The 16,540-nt window shown below is 71.3% G+C and carries 14 protein-coding genes; 13 read left to right on the top strand and 1 reads right to left on the bottom strand.

Annotated features, from left to right (window positions below; all coding sequences use genetic code 11):
• Nucleotides 1-26: 26 nt before the first annotated feature.
• Nucleotides 27-569 carry a beta-class carbonic anhydrase gene (locus tag PUR26_RS21915; protein WP_329874144.1) on the bottom strand — a complete coding sequence of 181 codons (543 nt, stop codon included), beginning with the start codon at nt 567-569 and terminating at the stop codon, nt 27-29.
• A gap of 415 nt (nt 570-984) precedes the next feature.
• On the opposite strand from PUR26_RS21915, the gene rsmH reads away from it, so the two are divergent.
• The 13 genes from rsmH (at nt 985) to PUR26_RS21850 (ending at nt 16,458) form a co-directional block, all read left to right on the top strand.
• Nucleotides 985-1,938, top strand: a complete 954-nt coding sequence (gene rsmH / locus PUR26_RS21910; protein WP_329874143.1) for a 16S rRNA (cytosine(1402)-N(4))-methyltransferase RsmH — start codon at nt 985-987, stop codon at nt 1,936-1,938.
• Nucleotides 1,935-2,408 (top strand): FtsB family cell division protein, encoded by a 474-nt coding sequence (locus tag PUR26_RS21905; RefSeq protein ID WP_329874142.1) that lies wholly within the window; start codon nt 1,935-1,937, stop codon nt 2,406-2,408. Before rsmH ends, PUR26_RS21905 begins: the two co-directional genes overlap by 4 nt.
• Before the next feature lie 4 nt (nt 2,409-2,412).
• Nucleotides 2,413-4,356, top strand: a complete 1,944-nt coding sequence (locus tag PUR26_RS21900) for a peptidoglycan D,D-transpeptidase FtsI family protein (protein WP_329874141.1) — start codon at nt 2,413-2,415, stop codon at nt 4,354-4,356.
• A gap of 17 nt (nt 4,357-4,373) precedes the next feature.
• Nucleotides 4,374-6,098, top strand: a complete 1,725-nt coding sequence (locus tag PUR26_RS21895) for a UDP-N-acetylmuramoyl-L-alanyl-D-glutamate--2,6-diaminopimelate ligase (protein ID WP_329874140.1) — start codon at nt 4,374-4,376, stop codon at nt 6,096-6,098.
• A gap of 4 nt (nt 6,099-6,102) precedes the next feature.
• Complete coding sequence (locus tag PUR26_RS21890) at nt 6,103-7,542, top strand: UDP-N-acetylmuramoyl-tripeptide--D-alanyl-D-alanine ligase (RefSeq protein ID WP_329874139.1); 1,440 nt, start codon at nt 6,103-6,105, stop codon at nt 7,540-7,542.
• Complete coding sequence (gene mraY, locus PUR26_RS21885) at nt 7,539-8,609, top strand: phospho-N-acetylmuramoyl-pentapeptide-transferase (protein ID WP_329874138.1); 1,071 nt, start codon at nt 7,539-7,541, stop codon at nt 8,607-8,609. The genes PUR26_RS21890 and mraY overlap by 4 nt, the downstream gene beginning before the upstream one ends.
• Nucleotides 8,591-10,030 carry a UDP-N-acetylmuramoyl-L-alanine--D-glutamate ligase gene (gene murD / locus PUR26_RS21880; protein WP_329874137.1) on the top strand — a complete coding sequence of 480 codons (1,440 nt, stop codon included), beginning with the start codon at nt 8,591-8,593 and terminating at the stop codon, nt 10,028-10,030. Before mraY ends, murD begins: the two co-directional genes overlap by 19 nt.
• Nucleotides 10,031-10,080: 50 nt before the next feature.
• Nucleotides 10,081-11,514: a putative lipid II flippase FtsW gene (gene ftsW / locus PUR26_RS21875; protein ID WP_329874136.1), complete on the top strand. Its 1,434-nt coding sequence runs from the start codon at nt 10,081-10,083 to the stop codon at nt 11,512-11,514.
• Nucleotides 11,515-11,520: 6 nt separating this feature from the next.
• Nucleotides 11,521-12,612 (top strand): undecaprenyldiphospho-muramoylpentapeptide beta-N-acetylglucosaminyltransferase, encoded by a 1,092-nt coding sequence (gene murG, locus PUR26_RS21870; RefSeq protein ID WP_329874135.1) that lies wholly within the window; start codon nt 11,521-11,523, stop codon nt 12,610-12,612.
• A 69-nt stretch (nt 12,613-12,681) separates the two neighbouring features.
• Nucleotides 12,682-13,485, top strand: a complete 804-nt coding sequence (locus tag PUR26_RS21865; RefSeq protein ID WP_329874134.1) for a cell division protein FtsQ/DivIB — start codon at nt 12,682-12,684, stop codon at nt 13,483-13,485.
• 279 nt (nt 13,486-13,764) lie between these two features.
• Entirely contained in the window at nt 13,765-14,979 is a 1,215-nt protein-coding gene (gene ftsZ, locus PUR26_RS21860) for a cell division protein FtsZ (protein ID WP_329874133.1), read from the top strand.
• A gap of 9 nt (nt 14,980-14,988) precedes the next feature.
• A complete protein-coding gene (gene pgeF / locus PUR26_RS21855; RefSeq protein ID WP_329874132.1) occupies nt 14,989-15,735 on the top strand; it encodes a peptidoglycan editing factor PgeF in 747 nt (248 codons plus the stop codon).
• 3 nt (nt 15,736-15,738) lie between these two features.
• A complete protein-coding gene (locus tag PUR26_RS21850; RefSeq protein WP_329874131.1) occupies nt 15,739-16,458 on the top strand; it encodes a YggS family pyridoxal phosphate-dependent enzyme in 720 nt (239 codons plus the stop codon).
• Nucleotides 16,459-16,540: the final 82 nt, after the last annotated feature.

The raw sequence follows: 16,540 nt of genomic DNA, 5'->3' as shown, positions 1-16,540 counted from the left end.
CGAGCCTGGAGAAGGGGGCCGGACGGTCAGGCGGCGGCGTCCACCTCGCGCAGGAGTCCGGTCTTCACGTCGAAGACGAAGCCGCGGATGTCGTCGGTGTGCAGCAGGAAGGGGGAGGTGCGCACCCGCTGCATCGACTGCCGGACGTCCTGCTCCACGTCACGGAAGGCCTCCACCGCCCAGGCGGGGCGCTGGCCGACCTCCTGCTCCAGTTCGTGGCGGAACTCCTCGGTGAGTGATTCGAGGCCGCAGCCGGTGTGGTGCACCAGGACCACACTGCGGGTCCCGAGCGCCCGCTGGCTGATGGTGAGTGACCGGATGACGTCGTCGGTGACCACGCCGCCCGCGTTGCGGATGGTGTGGCAGTCGCCCAGCTCGAGGCCGAGTGCGTCGTGCAGGTCGAGCCGGGCGTCCATGCAGGCGACGACGGCGACCTGAAGAACAGGTCGCGCGTCCATCCCGGGGTCCGTGAAATCGGCGGCGTAGCGCTTGTTCGCCTCGACGAGACGGTCGGTGACCGTAGCGTCGGGGCTGATCGCGCCGGTCGAGGAATGCGCGGAAGTCGACATGGCTATGACGTTAATGGTCACGTGGCGTGAAAGCCTGCCGTGAGACGGGACAAAGAACGTCAATAAGGCTTGTTGTGAGGTAACCCACAGTCGTGGGTGTCGCGCACCCATATGGGTGAGATATCCCGATTGATCCCCTTGCGTGGACGCCCCGTGCGACGCGCTGGCCGGTTGATTGACCGGGCGGGGGAGTGGACTAAAGTGGCGCGAAGTTCACGGAGACATTGAGCAGTTTCCGCAGTTTCTCCCCACGTGCGCGGCGGTACGTACGGCTCGGCCTCCTCCCGCTCGCCGGTCGGCCGATGCCCTTTCCGGCGCCGGCGGACCTCCCCTCCGCGGGAGCCCCCCCGGCGTCCGCCGGGGAGAGGGCCGGGGCCGGGCGGTACGTATGGTCGCGCCCGACCTGAGAGGGCGCATGAGCCAGACCCGACACGTCCCGGTGATGCTCCAGCGGTGCCTGGACCTGTTGGCCCCCGCGCTGACCGAGCCGGGTGCGGTGGTCGTCGACTGCACCCTCGGCCTCGGCGGCCACAGCGAGGCGCTGCTGACCCGTTTCCCCGAGGCCCGGCTGATCGCCCTCGACCGCGACAAGGAGGCGCTGCGGCTCTCCGGGGAGCGGCTCGCCCCCTTCGGCGAGCGCGCCACCCTGGTGCACGCCGTGTACGACGAGCTGCCCGAGGTGCTCGACCGGCTCTCCGTGCCACGTGTCCAGGGCGTCCTGTTCGACCTGGGCGTCTCCTCCATGCAGCTCGACGAGGCGGACCGGGGCTTCGCCTACGCCCAGGACGCCCCCCTGGACATGCGCATGGACCAGACCACCGGCGTCAGCGCGGCGGAGGTCCTCAACACCTACCCCGCCGGCGAGCTGGTCCGGATCCTGCGCGCCTACGGCGAGGAGAAGCAGGCCAAGCGGATCGTGTCGGCGGTCGTCAGGGAACGGGAGAAGGAACCGTTCACCAACAGCGCCCGCCTCGTCGAGCTGATCCGCGACGCCCTCCCGCAGGCCGCCAAGCGCACCGGCGGCAACCCGGCCAAGCGGACCTTCCAGGCGCTGCGCATCGAGGTCAACGGCGAGCTGACCGTCCTGGAGCGGGCGATCCCCGCGGCGGTCAAGAGCCTCGCGGTCCACGGCCGCATCGCGGTGCTGTCCTACCACTCGCTGGAGGACCGGCTGGTCAAGCAGGTGTTCGCGGCGGGTGCCGCCACCACCGCACCGCCCGGCCTGCCCGTCGTGCCCGAGCGGTACCAGCCCAGGCTCAAGCTGCTGACGCGCGGTGCCGAACTCCCCACCGAGGAAGAGATCGCCGAGAACCGCCGGGCCGCCCCGGCCAGGTTCCGGGGCGCCGAACGGATCAGGGAGGACACGTGACGAAGGCAGGGCCCTTGAAGGGGCGTGCCGCGCGGCTCGCGCGGCTGATGCCGTCCGGGCCCAGCACCGCGGCCCGCACCCCCTTCGTCCTGCTGGTCGTGCTGCTCCTGGGCGGCGGACTGATCACCCTCCTGCTGCTCAACTCCTCCCTCAGCCAGGGATCCTTCAAGCTCAGCGAGCTGAAGAAGAGGACCACCGAACTCACCGACGAGGAGCAGGCGCTCCAGCGGGACGTGGACGACCACTCCGCCCCCGACGCCCTGGAGCGCCGCGCCCGCGAGCTCGGCATGGTGCCCGGCGGCAGCCCCGCGTTCCTGGACCCGGACGGCACGGTCCGCGGGGTGCCCCGCGAGGCCACGGCCGAGCCCGCCGCGGAACCCTCGGCGCCCGCGGCCGGCGCGGTCGTGCCGCAGACCGCCGGGCCCGCCGCCCCTGCCGCTCCCTCCGCCCCGACGACCTCCGGCAGGTGACGCAGTGCCCCCCAAGGAAGAGCCGCGCCGCCGCGTGCCAGGGCCCGCCCGGGCGCACCGCCCGGTCCCGCGCCGTCCGCGCCAGGCCCCCCGCACACCCGCCAGGGCCCGCACCATCCGGCTCGGCAGCCACCGCCCCCGGCTGCGGCTGGTCAGCCTCGGGCTGACCCTGGTCATGCTGGCCTTCGTGGTGCGCCTGCTCCAGGTCCAGGCCGTCGACGCCAGCGCGTACGCCGCCAAGGCGGAGAAGAACCGCTACCTGAGCCACAAACTGGCCGCCGAGCGGGGCGAGATCACCGACCGCGCCGGCGTCGCCCTGGCCGCCAGCGTCGACGCGTACGACATCACCGCCGACCCCAAGATGTTCACCCCACAGGAGAGCAAGGTCGCCGACGCCCCCGAGCAGGCCGCCGCGCTCCTCGCCCCCATCCTCGGCAAGCAGCCCGCCGAGCTCGCCGAGAAGCTCAGGACGCCCAAGTCCCGGTACACCGTGCTGGCCCGCCGCCAGACGCCCCAGGTGTGGAACCAGATCAAGGACCTGAAGAAGGTCTTCGCCGAGAAGGCCCGCGCCGGGAAGGCCCAGGGCGGCACCGGCGTCAGCGTGCTCGCCGGCGTCTTCAACGAGACCAGCAGCAAGCGGGTGTACCCGAACGGCGAGCTGGCCGCCGGGATACTGGGATACGTCAACGCCGACGGCCGTGGCGGAGGCGGCCTGGAGACCATGCTCGACAAGGAGCTGGCCGGCAAGGACGGCGAGATCACCTACGCCCAGTCCGGTGGCCGCCGGGTGCCCACCGCGGGCGCCCGCGAGACGCCCGCGGTCCCCGGCTCCGACATCGAGCTGACCATCGACCGGGACATCCAGTGGGCGGCGCAGCAGGCCATCACCGAACAGGTGGCGGCCTCCGCCGCGGACCGCGGGTACGTCATAGTGCAGAACGCCAGGACCGGCGAGGTCCTGGCCATGGCCAACGCCCCCGGATTCGACCCCAACGACCTCTCCGAGGCCAACTCCGCCGCCATGGGCAACGCCGCTCTCCAGGACGCCTACGAACCCGGCTCCACCAGCAAGGTCATGTCGATGGCAGCCGTCCTGGAGGAGGGGGCCGCCACCCCCGGGACCCACGTCGTCGTGCCCAACCGGCTCCACCGCGGCGACCGGCTGTTCAAGGACGACATCGACCACCCCACCTGGTACCTGACGCTCAACGGCGTCCTCGCCAAGTCCAGCAACATCGGCACCATCCTGGCCACCGGCCAGCTCGGCGCCACCCAGGCCGAGGCGAACAAGGTCCTCCACTCCTACCTGCGCAAATTCGGCATCGGCAGCCCCAGCGGCCTCGGCTACCCCGGCGAGACCTCCGGCATCCTCGCCGAACCGCAGGACTGGTCCACCTCGCAGCAGTACACGATCCCCTTCGGCCAGGGCCTCTCGCTCAACGCCATGCAGGCGGCCTCGGTGTACTCCACCATCGCCAACGGCGGCGTACGCGTCGAGCCCACCCTGGTCCGCGGAACCAAGGGGCCGGACGGCCGCTTCACCCCCGCCCCCGCCCCCAAGCAGACCCGGGTCGTCAGCGAGAAGACGGCCAGGACCCTGGCGGCGATGCTGGAATCGGTGGTCGGCAACGAGGAGGGCACCGGGACCAAGGCCGCCATCCCCGGCTACCGGGTCGCCGGCAAGACCGGTACCGCCAACCGCGTCGACCCGGTCCTGGGCCGCTACAAGGGCTACACGGCCTCCTTCGCGGGTTTCGCGCCCGCCGACGACCCCCACATCACCGTCTACTGCGCCATCCAGAACCCCACCAAGGGCAGCTACTTCGGCGGTCAGATCTGCGGACCCATCTACAAGAAGGTCATGGAGTTCGCCCTGAAGACCCTGCAAGTCGCGCCGACCGGCAAGGAACCGGCTCGTCTGCCGGTCACGTTCGAACCCGGCGAGTGAGCCGGCGGGAGCCCCCAGTGACAACGATCACCCCCGACCCCGGGAACCGTCCGGACAGCCACGGCACACCCGCTGCCCGCACGCCCTCATTTAGCCCGATGGCGGGTACGCCCGGTACGCTCACCGCCGTGCCACACGCTGATCAGTCCCGTACCGCCCAGAAGGACGCCCCCGCGAAACACCCGGGAGCGCCCCGTCCGGCCCAGGTCCGCCCCACACCCCTCGGTGAACTGGCCGCCAGGCTGGGGAGCCCGTCCCCGGGCAGCGGCGAGGTGACCGGGATCACCCACGACTCACGGGCGGTCCGCCCGGGGGACGTGTACGCCGCGCTGCCGGGCGCCCGCTTCCACGGCGCCGACTTCGCCGCCCAGGCCGCCGGTCTCGGCGCGTCCGCGATCCTCACCGACCCGGCGGGCGCCGAGCGCGCCGCCGGGACCGGCCTCCCGGTCCTCGTCACCGAGGACCCGCGCGGCCGGATGGGCGATCTCGCCGCCGAGATCTACGGACGGCCGGGCGCCGGCCTGCTCCAGATCGGCATCACCGGAACCTCGGGCAAGACCACCACGGCCTACCTCGTGGAAGGGGGCCTGCGCGCCGCGCTGCCGGCCCGCGGCGGCAGCGGGGAAGGGGAGCGCACCACGGCGTCCGGCACCCGGACCGGCCTCATCGGCACGGTCGAGATGCGCATCGGCGACGAGCGCATCAAGTCCGAACGCACCACCCCCGAAGCCACCGACCTCCAGGCCCTGTTCGCGGTGATGCGCGAACGCGGTGTCGAGGCGGTCGCCATGGAGGTCTCCAGCCACGCGCTGGTGCTCGGCCGGGTCGACGGCTGCGTCTTCGACGTCGCCGTCTTCAACAACCTCAGCCCGGAACACATGGAGTTCCACTCCGACATGGAGGACTACTTCCAGGCCAAGGCGCAGCTGTTCACACCGCTGCGCTCGCGCCGGGGAGTGGTCAACCACGACGACGAGTACGGACGGAGGCTGGTCAAGGAGGCGTCCGTGCCGATCGTGACCTTCTCCGCCGAGGGCCACCCGGACGCCGACTGGCGGGCCGAGGACGTCGACATCACCGCGGTCGGCTCCACCTTCACCGTCGTCGGCCCCCAGGGCGAGCGGATCCGCGCCGCGGCCCCGCTGCCCGGCCCGTTCAACGTGGCCAACACCCTCGCCGCCGTCGTCACCCTCGCCGTCGCCGGGCTCGACCCGCAGACCGCCGCCGACGGCATCGCGGCCGTCCCCGGCGTGCCGGGCCGCCTGGAGCGGATCGACGCCGGCCAGCCCTACCTCGCGGTCGTCGACTACGCCCACAAGACGGACGCCGTCGAATCGGTCCTGCGCTCCCTGCGCAAGGTCACCGAGGGCCGGGTGCACATCGTGCTCGGCTGCGGCGGCGACCGGGACGTGACCAAGCGCGGGCCGATGGGCGCCGCCGCCGCGCGGCTCGCCGACACCGCCGTACTGACCTCCGACAACCCCCGCTCGGAGGACCCTCTCGCGATCCTCGCCGCGATGCTCGCAGGCGCCGCCGAGGTGCCCGCGCACGAGCGCGGCGACGTGCTGGTGGACGCCGACCGGGCCTCGGCCATCGCCGCGGCCGTCGCGCGCGCCCAGCCGGGCGACACGGTGCTCGTCGCGGGCAAGGGCCACGAGCAGGGCCAGGACATCGCAGGGGTGGTCCGCGCCTTCGACGACCGCCAGGTCCTGCGGGAAGCCATCCAGAACAGTCAGGGATGAAGTAGTGATCGCCCTCTCCCTCACCGAGATCGCCGAAATCGTCGGCGGGCAGCCGTACGACATACCGGATCCGGCCGCACTGGTCACCGGCTCCGTCGTCATCGACTCCCGTCAGGTCGAATCCGGCAGCCTCTTCGTCGCCTTCGAAGGCGAGCGCGTGGACGGCCACGACTACGCGCGGGGCGCCGTCGACGCCGGTGCCGTGGCCGTGCTGGCCGCCCGGCCCGTCGGGGTCCCCGCCATCGTCGTCGACGACGTCCAGGCGGCCCTCGGCCGGCTGGCCCGCACCGTCGTCGAACGGCTCGGCACCCAGGTCGTCGCGCTGACCGGCTCGGCCGGAAAGACCAGCACCAAGGACCTGATCGCCCAGATCCTGGAGCGCAAGGCCCCCACCGTCTGGACGCCCGGCTCGCTCAACAACGAGATCGGACTGCCCCTCACCGCACTGCGCGCCACCACGGACACCAGGCACCTCGTCCTGGAAATGGGAGCGCGCGGAATCGGCCATATCCGCTACCTCACCGAGTTGACCCCCCCGACGATCGGACTCGTCCTGAACGTCGGCACCGCCCACATCGGCGAGTTCGGCGGCCGCGAGCAGATCGCCCAGGCCAAGGGTGAGCTCGTCGAGGCGCTGCCCGCCGCCGAAGCGGGCGGCGTGGCCGTGCTCAACGCGGACGACCCTCTCGTACGGGACATGGCGACCCGTACCAAGGCGCGGGTGACCTTCTTCGGGGAGACCCCGGAAGCCGCCGTACGCGCCGAGAATGTCCGGCTCACAGACAACGGACAGCCCTCTTTCAGGCTTCACACACCCACCGGGTGCAGTGACGTGACCTTGCGCCTGTACGGTGAGCACCACGTGTCGAACGCGCTCGCCGCGGCCGCCGTCGCCCATGAGCTGGGCATGTCCGTCGACGAGATCGCCACCGCGCTCTCCGAGGCGGGCTCCCTCTCCCGCTGGCGCATGGAGGTCACCGAGCGTCCGGACGGTGTGACGATCGTCAACGACGCCTACAACGCGAACCCCGAGTCCATGCGAGCCGCCCTGCGCGCGCTCGTGGCAATGGGCAAAGCCTCACGGGCACAAGGGGGTCGCACGTGGGCGGTGCTCGGCCGGATGGCCGAGCTCGGCGACGAGGCGCTCGCCGAGCACGACGCGGTCGGACGGCTCGCCGTCCGGCTCAACGTCAGCAAGCTCGTCGCAGTCGGGGGCAGGGAAGCGTCCTGGCTGCAACTGGGCGCATATAACGAGGGTTCGTGGGGTGAGGAGTCGGTGCACGTGTCCGACGCGCGGGCGGCGATCGACCTGTTGCGCAGTGAACTGCGTCCGGGAGATGTCGTGCTGGTGAAGGCGTCCAGGTCGGTCGGGCTGGAGCAGGTCGCCCTGGCACTGATCGAGAACACCCCTGCGTCTTCAGAGGGGCAGGTCTCCGGCCGATGAGGCAGATCCTCTTCTCTGGAGCCATCGGGCTCTTCCTGACCCTGATCGGCACGCCGCTGCTGATCAAGCTCCTGGCCCGCAAGGGCTACGGGCAGTTCATCCGGGACGACGGCCCGCGGACCCACGGCAGCAAGAAGGGCACGCCCACCATGGGCGGCATCTCCTTCATCCTCGCCACGATCATCGCGTACGCCCTGGCCAAGGTCATCACCGGCGAGGACCCGACGTACTCGGGCGTGCTGGTGCTCTTCCTGATGGCGGGCATGGGCCTGGTCGGCTTCCTCGACGACTACATCAAGATCGTCAAGCAGCGCTCGCTCGGCCTGCGGGCCAAGGCGAAGATGGCCGGCCAGCTGATCGTCGGTATCGCCTTCGCGGTGCTGGCCCTGCAGTTCGCGGACAAGCGGGGCCAGACACCGGCCTCCACCAAGCTCTCGTTCATCACCGACTTCGGCTGGACGATCGGCCCGGTGCTGTTCGTGGTCTGGGCGCTGTTCATGATCCTGGCCATGTCGAACGGTGTGAACCTGACGGACGGCCTGGACGGCCTGGCCACCGGCGCCTCCGTGATGGTCTTCGGCGCGTACACCTTCATCGGTCTCTGGCAGTTCCAGGAGTCCTGCGCCAACGCGATGACCCTCACCAACCCGAACGCCTGCTTCGAGGTGCGGGATCCGCTCGACCTCGCCGTCGTCGCCTCCGCGCTGATGGGTGCCTGCTTCGGCTTCCTGTGGTGGAACACCTCGCCCGCCAAGATCTTCATGGGCGACACCGGCTCGCTCGCCCTCGGCGGCGCGCTGGCGGGCCTCGCCATCTGCTCCCGCACGGAGCTGCTGCTGGCGCTCCTCGGCGGTCTCTTCGTCCTGATCACCCTCTCGGTGGTCATCCAGGTCGGCTCCTTCCGGATGACCGGCAAGCGGGTCTTCCGCATGGCGCCGCTCCAGCACCACTTCGAGCTCAAGGGCTGGTCCGAAGTCCTCGTGGTGGTCCGCTTCTGGATCATCCAGGGCATGTGCGTCATCGTGGGCCTCGGCCTCTTCTACGCGGGATGGGCAGCCGACAAGTGAGTACCTCCTGGCAGGGCAAGCACGTCACCGTCGCCGGTCTGGGCGTGAGCGGCATCCCCGCCGCCCGCGTCCTGCACGGCCTCGGGGCGATCGTCACGGTCGTCGACGACGGCGACGACGAGCGCTCCCGCACGCAGGCCGCGCAGCTGGAGGCGGAGGGCATCACCGTCCGCCTCGGCGACGGGGCGACCCTGCCGGAGGGCACCGAACTGATCGTCACCGCGCCCGGCTGGCAGCCCGGCAAGCCGCTGTTCGCCGCGGCCGCCGAGGCGGGCGTGGAGGTCTGGGGCGACGTCGAGCTGGCCTGGCGCCTGCGCGGCCTGGACGGCAGGGAGCCGGCTCCCTGGCTCGCGGTCACCGGCACCAACGGCAAGACCACGACGGTCCGGATGCTCGCCTCGATCCTGGAGGCCGCGGGGCTCAGGACCGCCGCCGTCGGCAACATCGGAGTCTCGCTCCTCGACGCCGTGCTCGGCGAGGAGAAGTACGACGTGCTCGCCGTCGAGCTGTCCAGCTACCAGCTGCACTGGGCGCCCAGTCTGCGCGCCCACTCCGCCGCCGTACTCAACCTGGCGCCCGACCACCTCGACTGGCACGGCTCCATGGCGGCCTACGCGGCCGACAAGGGCCGTGTGTACGAGGGCAACACGGTCGCCTGCGTCTACAACGCGGCCGATCCGGCGACCGAGGACCTGGTGCGCGAGGCCGACGTCGAGGAGGGCTGCCGGGCGATCGGCTTCACCCTCGGCACCCCGGGGCCGTCCCAGCTCGGCGTCGTCGACGACATCCTGGTCGACCGCGCCTTCGTCGAGAACCGGCAGAAGCAGGCGCAGGAGCTCGCCCAGATCTCCGACGTCAACCCGCCCGCACCGCACAACATCGCCAACGCGCTCGCCGCGGCGGCCCTGGCCCGCGCCTTCGGCGTACCGCCCACCGCGGTACGCGACGGACTGCGCGCCTTCCGCCCGGACGCCCACCGCATCGAGCACGTCCAGGACGTGGCGGACGTCGCCTACGTCGACGACTCCAAGGCCACCAACACCCACGCCGCGGAGGCGTCCCTGGCCGCGTACGACCCGATCGTCTGGATCGCCGGCGGCCTCGCCAAGGGCGCCACCTTCGACGAGCTGGTGGCGAAGTCGGCGAAGCGGTTGCGCGGCGCGGTACTGATCGGCGCCGACCGGGCGCTGATCCGTGAAGCCCTCGCGCGACACGCCCCCGAGGTACCGGTCGTCGACCTCGACCGGACCGACACTGGGGCGATGTCGGCGGCGGTCCGGGAAGCGGCACGCCTCGCCCGGCCCGGGGACACCGTTCTGCTCGCCCCGGCCTGCGCCTCGATGGACATGTTCGCCAACTACAACAAGCGGGGCGAGGCGTTCGCGGACGCGGTCCGCGCCCTCGCCGCCGAGCGCGACTGACCAGCCACCAGGCCCGGCCGCGCCGGGCACGACTGGAGGGGACAGCGACCATGCCGGCCGACGACACCGCACGCCGACGGGCCAGGGCGTCCGCGCCGGCGTTCCTCGAACCGGCGGCCCCGGGCGTGCCCGGGCTCGCCCTGCGCGGCCGGGCCGCGGGCCTGCGACGGCCCCCGGCCGCCCGCGGCGGCGGCACGGTCCGCAAGCCCCGCCCCTCGCGTCCGCCGCGCGGCAGCGGGCTGCGAGGGCTCTTCGAGCGGGCACGCAGGGCCTGGGACCGCCCTCTGACCGCCTACTACGTGATCCTCGGCGCCAGCATGCTGATCACCGTGCTCGGCCTGGTGATGGTGTACTCCGCCTCCATGATCAAGGCGCTGGAGCTCTCGCTGCCCGCCTCCTACTTCTTCCGCAAGCAGTTCCTGGCCGCCGCCATCGGCACGGGGCTGCTGCTGTTCGCCTCCCGGGTGCCCGCCAAACTGCACCGGGCGCTGGCCTACCCGCTGCTCGTCGGGACCGTCTTCCTGATGGTGCTCGTCCAGATCCCGGGCATAGGGCACGCGGTCAACGGCAACCAGAACTGGATCTACCTCGGCGGCCCCTTCCAGCTCCAGCCCAGCGAGTTCGGCAAGCTGGCGCTGATCCTGTGGGGCGCCGACCTGCTCGCGCGTAAACAGGACAAGCGGCTGCTGACCCAGTGGAAACACATGCTGGTCCCGCTCGTGCCGGTCGCGTTCCTGCTGCTGGGGCTGATCATGCTCGGCGGGGACATGGGCACGGCCATCATCCTGACCGCGATCCTCTTCGGCCTGCTCTGGCTGGCGGGTGCCCCCACCCGGCTCTTCGTGGGCGTCCTCGCGGTCGCCGCCGCGATCGGCGTGATGCTCATCAGGACGAGCCCGAACCGGATGGCGCGGCTCGCCTGCCTCGGGGCCACCGAGCCGGGGCCGGGGGACTCGTGCTGGCAGGCCGTGCACGGCATCTATGCTCTGGCGTCGGGCGGATGGTTCGGTTCCGGCCTCGGTGCGAGTGTGGAAAAATGGGGCCAACTCCCCGAACCGCACACCGACTTCATCTTCGCCATCACCGGGGAGGAACTGGGGCTGGCGGGGACGCTGTCGGTGCTCGCCCTGTTCGCGGCTCTAGGCTATGCGGGTATCCGCGTGGCCGGACGCACGGAGGACCCCTTCGTGAGGTATGCCGCGGGAGGTGTGACCACCTGGATCACGGCCCAGGCCGTGGTCAACATCGGTGCGGTGCTCGGCCTGCTGCCGATCGCCGGTGTCCCCCTCCCGCTGTTCTCGTACGGGGGTTCGGCCCTGCTGCCGACCATGTTCGCCGTCGGACTGCTGATCGCCTTCGCGCGGGAGGAGCCCGCCGCGAGAGCGGCCCTGGCCATGCGGCAGCCCGGGTTTGGTAAAAGGGCCGGGGTGAGTTGGAAGTCGATGCGACGGCGCGTCAAGAAGCGTCCGTCCGGAGAGCGGTGAATTTCGGTGCATGTCGTACTCGCCGGTGGGGGGACCGCCGGCCACATCGAGCCCGCGCTCGCCCTCGCGGACGCCCTGCGCAGGCAGGACCCGACCGTGGGGATCACGGCCCTGGGCACGGAGCGCGGTCTGGAGACCCGCCTCGTACCCGAGCGGGGCTACGAGCTGGCGCTCATCCCCGCCGTCCCCCTGCCCCGCAAGCCCACCCCCGAGCTGATCACCGTGCCGGGACGCCTGCGCGGCACCATCAAGGCCGCCGAGCAGATCCTGGAGCGCACCAAGGCCGACTGTGTCGTCGGCTTCGGCGGCTACGTGGCGCTGCCCGGCTATCTGGCCGCCAAACGGCTCGGTGTGCCGATCGTGGTCCACGAGGCCAACGCGCGGCCCGGCCTGGCCAACAAGATCGGTTCCCGGTACGCGGCCGGGGTCGCCGTCGCCACGCCCGACAGCAAGCTGCGCAACTCCCGCTACATCGGCATCCCGCTGCGGCACACCATCGCCACCCTCGACCGCGCCCGGGTGCGCCCCGAGGCGCGCGCCGCGTTCGGGCTCGACCCCAACCTTCCGACGCTCCTGGTCTCGGGCGGCTCGCAGGGCGCCCGCCGGCTCAACGAGGTCGTCCAGCAGGTCGCGCCGGTGCTCCAGCGCTCCGGCATCCAGATCCTGCACGCGGTCGGCCCGAAGAACGAATTGCCGCATGTCGACAACATGCCCGGAATGCCGCCCTACATCCCGGTACCGTACGTGGACCGGATGGACCTCGCGTACGCCGCGGCCGACATGATGCTCTGCCGCGCGGGCGCGATGACCGTCGCGGAACTCTCCGCCGTGGGGCTGCCCGCCGCGTACGTACCGCTGCCGATCGGCAACGGCGAACAGCGGCTGAACGCCCAGCCGGTGGTCAAGGCCGGCGGTGGACTGCTGGTCGACGACGCCGAGCTGACGCCCGAGTGGGTCCAGGGCAACGTGCTCCCGGTGCTCGCCGATCCGCACCGGCTGTACGAGATGTCCCGCGCCGCCGCCGAGTTCGGCCGCCGGGACGCCGACGAGCTGCTCGTGGGCATGGTCTACGAAGCGATCCAGAGGTCGCGCGGGTAGGACGCGGGACCGCGGGCTCCGCCCGCGTGACCTCCAGGGCACGCCGCGAGGCGTGAGAAGGCAGGGAGCATGGCCGGACCGACGACCGCCGAACGGGGCGCCCGGAAGCCCAAGGGGCCGTCGTCGGCCCGGCCCTCCCGTCCGGGGCGGCCGAGGGGCGGCCGTCGCCGGGTGCCGGGCCCGCGTGCCCTGCTTCTGATCCTGTCCGTCCTCGTGTTCGTCATCGGCGGAACCTGGGTGCTCTACGGTTCGGACTGGTTGCGGGTCGAGCGGGTGAGTGTCTCCGGTCTGCGCGTCCTGACGCCCGATGAGGTGAAGAGGACCGCCGCCGTACCGCTCGGAGATCCGCTGGTTTCCGTCGATGTGGGTGAGATCGAGGATCGGCTCCGACGGAAGCTGCCGCGTATCGACTCGGTGGAAGTCGTCCGCTCGTGGCCGCACGGAATCGGTCTGAAGGTGACCGAGCGGAAGCCGGTTCTGCTGATCGAAAAGGGCGGAAAGTTCATCGAAGTGGACGTCAAAGGTGTGCGTTTCGCCACGGTCGACACGCCCCCGAAAGGCGTGCCACGGCTGGATCTGACGGTGAGCCGTTCGCCCAGCCTGCGCCGGTTCGACGCCGACCGGCTGACCCTGGAGGCGGTGGGCGTGGCGGGGGATCTCCCGGCGGCGGTCGCCCGGGATGCCGGGGTCGTCCGGGTCCGCTCGTACGACTCCGTCACCCTGGAGCTGTCGGGCGGCCGGACGGTGGTCTGGGGCAGTGGCGAGGACGGCGAGGCGAAGGCCCGGGCGCTCACGGCACTGATGAAAGCGGCGCCCAAAGCGGGACACTTCGACGTGAGTGCCCCCACCGCCCTGGCGGCGTCCGGGAGTTGACGCACATATGCGCTGGCCAGCACCCTGGTTGGTCAGCGCTATGGGTGATCACATAGGGTGAAAAGAAAAACGGGAGGTTCGGCGTGTTCGTTGAACGTGCGCCACTTGTCGACTTAGTGTCCTGTTCGGAAGAGTCCAGCGAACAGTCACACTGGTAACCCTAAACTTCAACGTTAGGGTTTGGGTCGGCATTTCGGACCGTCCCATCGGCATCCGTCGTCACGGCGCGACAACCACCGCGTAGTGACGACACGTAACTCGAGGCGAGAGGCCTTCGACGTGGCAGCACCGCAGAACTACCTCGCAGTCATCAAGGTCATCGGTGTCGGCGGCGGTGGTGTCAATGCCATCAACCGAATGATCGAGGTCGGTCTCAAGGGCGTCGAGTTCATCGCCATCAACACGGACGCGCAAGCGCTGTTGATGAGCGACGCCGACGTCAAGCTCGACGTCGGCCGTGAGCTCACCCGTGGCCTCGGGGCCGGGGCGAACCCGGCAGTCGGTCGCAAGGCGGCAGAGGACCACCGTGAGGAGATCGAGGAGGTCCTCAAGGGGGCCGACATGGTCTTCGTCACCGCCGGCGAAGGCGGCGGCACCGGCACCGGTGGCGCACCCGTCGTCGCCAACATCGCGCGTTCGCTGGGCGCCCTGACGATCGGTGTGGTCACCCGGCCGTTCACCTTCGAGGGCCGGCGCCGCGCCAACCAGGCGGAGGACGGCATCGCCGAGCTCCGCGAAGAGGTCGACACCCTCATCGTCATCCCGAACGACCGGCTGCTGTCCATCTCGGACCGCCAGGTCAGCGTGCTGGACGCGTTCAAGTCCGCCGACCAGGTACTGCTCTCCGGCGTTCAGGGCATCACCGACCTCATCACCACCCCCGGTCTGATCAACCTCGACTTCGCCGACGTCAAGTCGGTCATGTCCGAGGCGGGTTCGGCGCTCATGGGCATCGGCTCGGCGCGCGGCGACGACCGCGCGGTGGCCGCGGCCGAGATGGCGATCTCCTCGCCGCTCCTGGAGGCGTCCATCGACGGCGCCCGGGGGGTGCTGCTCTCCATCTCCGGCGGCTCGGACCTCGGTCTCTTCGAGATCAACGAGGCCGCTCAGCTGGTGAGCGAGGCCGCCCACCCCGAGGCCAACATCATCTTCGGCGCCGTCATCGACGACGCCCTGGGTGACGAGGTGCGGGTCACGGTCATCGCGGCCGGCTTCGACGGCGGCCAGCCCCCGGCCCGGCGCGACAACGTCCTCGGCTCGGCCTCGGCCAAGCGCGAGGAGCCGGCGCCCGCGCCGCGCGAGAGCAACCCGCGTCCCGTCGGCGGACTCGGCACCGTCCCGGTGCGCGAGGAGCCGGTGCACGTGGCCGAGCCGGCTCCGGCGGTGAGCGAGTCCCCGCTGTCGTCGCCGGCGCCCCAGCCGGCGGTCCCGCCGGCCCGCCCCTACCCGGACTCCCAGGCCGAAGAGCTGGACGTCCCGGACTTCCTGAAGTGACGTCGTGAAGTGATAGGGCAGCACGACTCCGTGAGCGGCGCGCGCTTCGCCTTCACCGACAGGTGGGGCGGGGTGAGCGCCGTTCCGTACGAAGAGCTCAACCTCGGTGGGGCGGTCGGGGACGACCCCGCCGCCGTCCTGTCGAACCGGGAGCTGACGGCCCGTTCGCTGGGGCTCGATCCCGAGCTGGTCATCTGGATGAACCAGGTGCACGGCCGGGACGTCGCCGTGGTCGACGGGCCGTGGGCCGCGGACGCCCACGGCGGCAAGCGCGTTCCGGCGGTCGACGCCGTGGTCACGGCCCGGCGCGGCCTCGCACTCGCCGTACTGACCGCGGACTGCGTCCCGGTCCTGCTGGCCGACCCGGTCGCGGGGGTCGCGGCCGCTGCCCACGCCGGCCGCCCGGGACTGGTCGCGGGCGTCGTACCGGCCGCCGTCCGAACCATGATCGATCTGGGTGCCGAACCGTCGCGGATCACCGCCCGCACCGGACCGGCCGTCTGCGGGCGCTGCTACGAGGTGCCCGCGGCCATGCGCGACGAGGTCGCGGCCGTCGAACCGGCGGCCCGGGCCGAGACGAGCTGGGGCACCCCGGCCGTCGACGTGGCCGCCGGAGTGCACGCCCAACTCGACGCCCTGGGCGTGCGGGACCGGCGGGCCTCCCCGGTGTGCACCCTGGAATCGCGCGACCACTACTCGTACCGCCGCGACCGCACCACCGGGCGGCTCGCCGGATATGTCTGGTTGGACGGATAGCTGATGACGGACCGCAAGACGCAACTCGCCGAGAACCTGGCGCGAGTGGAGGAACGTATCTCCTCCGCCTGCGCGTCCGCGGGGCGCCGGCGGGACGAGGTGACCCTGATCGTGGTGACCAAGACCTACCCGGCGTCGGACGTGCGGTTGCTCCACGAGCTCGGGGTCCGGCACGTGGCGGAGAACCGTGATCAGGACGCGGCGCCCAAGGCGGCGGCGTGTGCGGACCTCGATCTGACATGGCACTTCGTCGGTCAGTTGCAGACCAACAAGGTTCGTTCCGTTGCCTCCTATGCCCAGGTCGTACAGTCGGTCGATCGTACGAAGCTGATCACCGCGCTGTCGGCGGCCGCGGAGCGCGCGGGGCGCGAGCTGGACTGTCTGATCCAGGTCGCCCTCGACGCCGAGGCGGGGGAGCGGGGCGATCGGGGTGGTGTGGCACCCGACGGCATCGAGGAGTTGGCGGCCGCGGTGGCCGCGGCGCCGGGGCTGCGGCTCGGCGGGCTGATGACGGTCGCGCCGCTGGCCGGGCCGTACGCCGGGCGCCGACGGGCGGCGTTCGATCGGCTGATGGAATTGGCATCCCGCCTGCGCATGACTCATCCGGCTGCGAACATGATGTCAGCAGGGATGAGTGCGGACCTCGAAGAGGCCGTGGCGGCCGGGGCGACACATGTACGCATCGGTACGGCGGTACTCGGAGACCGACCCCGGCTCGGGTAACGTCGCGAAGCAAGTCGGACCACAGCAGAAAATATGGTCATTTCCGCCGAATAGCGGACAGGCCCAGTGGATCGCGGGCACT

This window comes from Streptomyces sp. SP18CS02, assembly GCF_036322365.1.
Taxonomy (GTDB): Bacteria; Actinomycetota; Actinomycetes; order Streptomycetales; family Streptomycetaceae; genus Streptomyces.
The sequence above is the reverse complement of the archived record's forward strand: the minus strand, read 5'-3'. Positions and strand labels throughout refer to the sequence as shown.

Excerpts from the sequence above, each read along its gene's own strand:
- PUR26_RS21915 (WP_329874144.1), bottom strand. The coding sequence starts at position 569 with ATGTCGACTTCCGCGCATTCCTCGACCGGCGCGATCAGCCCCGACGCT.
- rsmH (WP_329874143.1), top strand. The coding sequence starts at position 985 with ATGAGCCAGACCCGACACGTCCCGGTGATGCTCCAGCGGTGCCTGGAC.
- mraY (WP_329874138.1), top strand. The coding sequence starts at position 7,539 with ATGAGGCAGATCCTCTTCTCTGGAGCCATCGGGCTCTTCCTGACCCTG.
- murD (WP_329874137.1), top strand. The coding sequence starts at position 8,591 with ATGGGCAGCCGACAAGTGAGTACCTCCTGGCAGGGCAAGCACGTCACC.
- ftsW (WP_329874136.1), top strand. The coding sequence starts at position 10,081 with ATGCCGGCCGACGACACCGCACGCCGACGGGCCAGGGCGTCCGCGCCG.
- PUR26_RS21865 (WP_329874134.1), top strand. The coding sequence starts at position 12,682 with ATGGCCGGACCGACGACCGCCGAACGGGGCGCCCGGAAGCCCAAGGGG.
- PUR26_RS21850 (WP_329874131.1), top strand. The coding sequence starts at position 15,739 with ATGACGGACCGCAAGACGCAACTCGCCGAGAACCTGGCGCGAGTGGAG.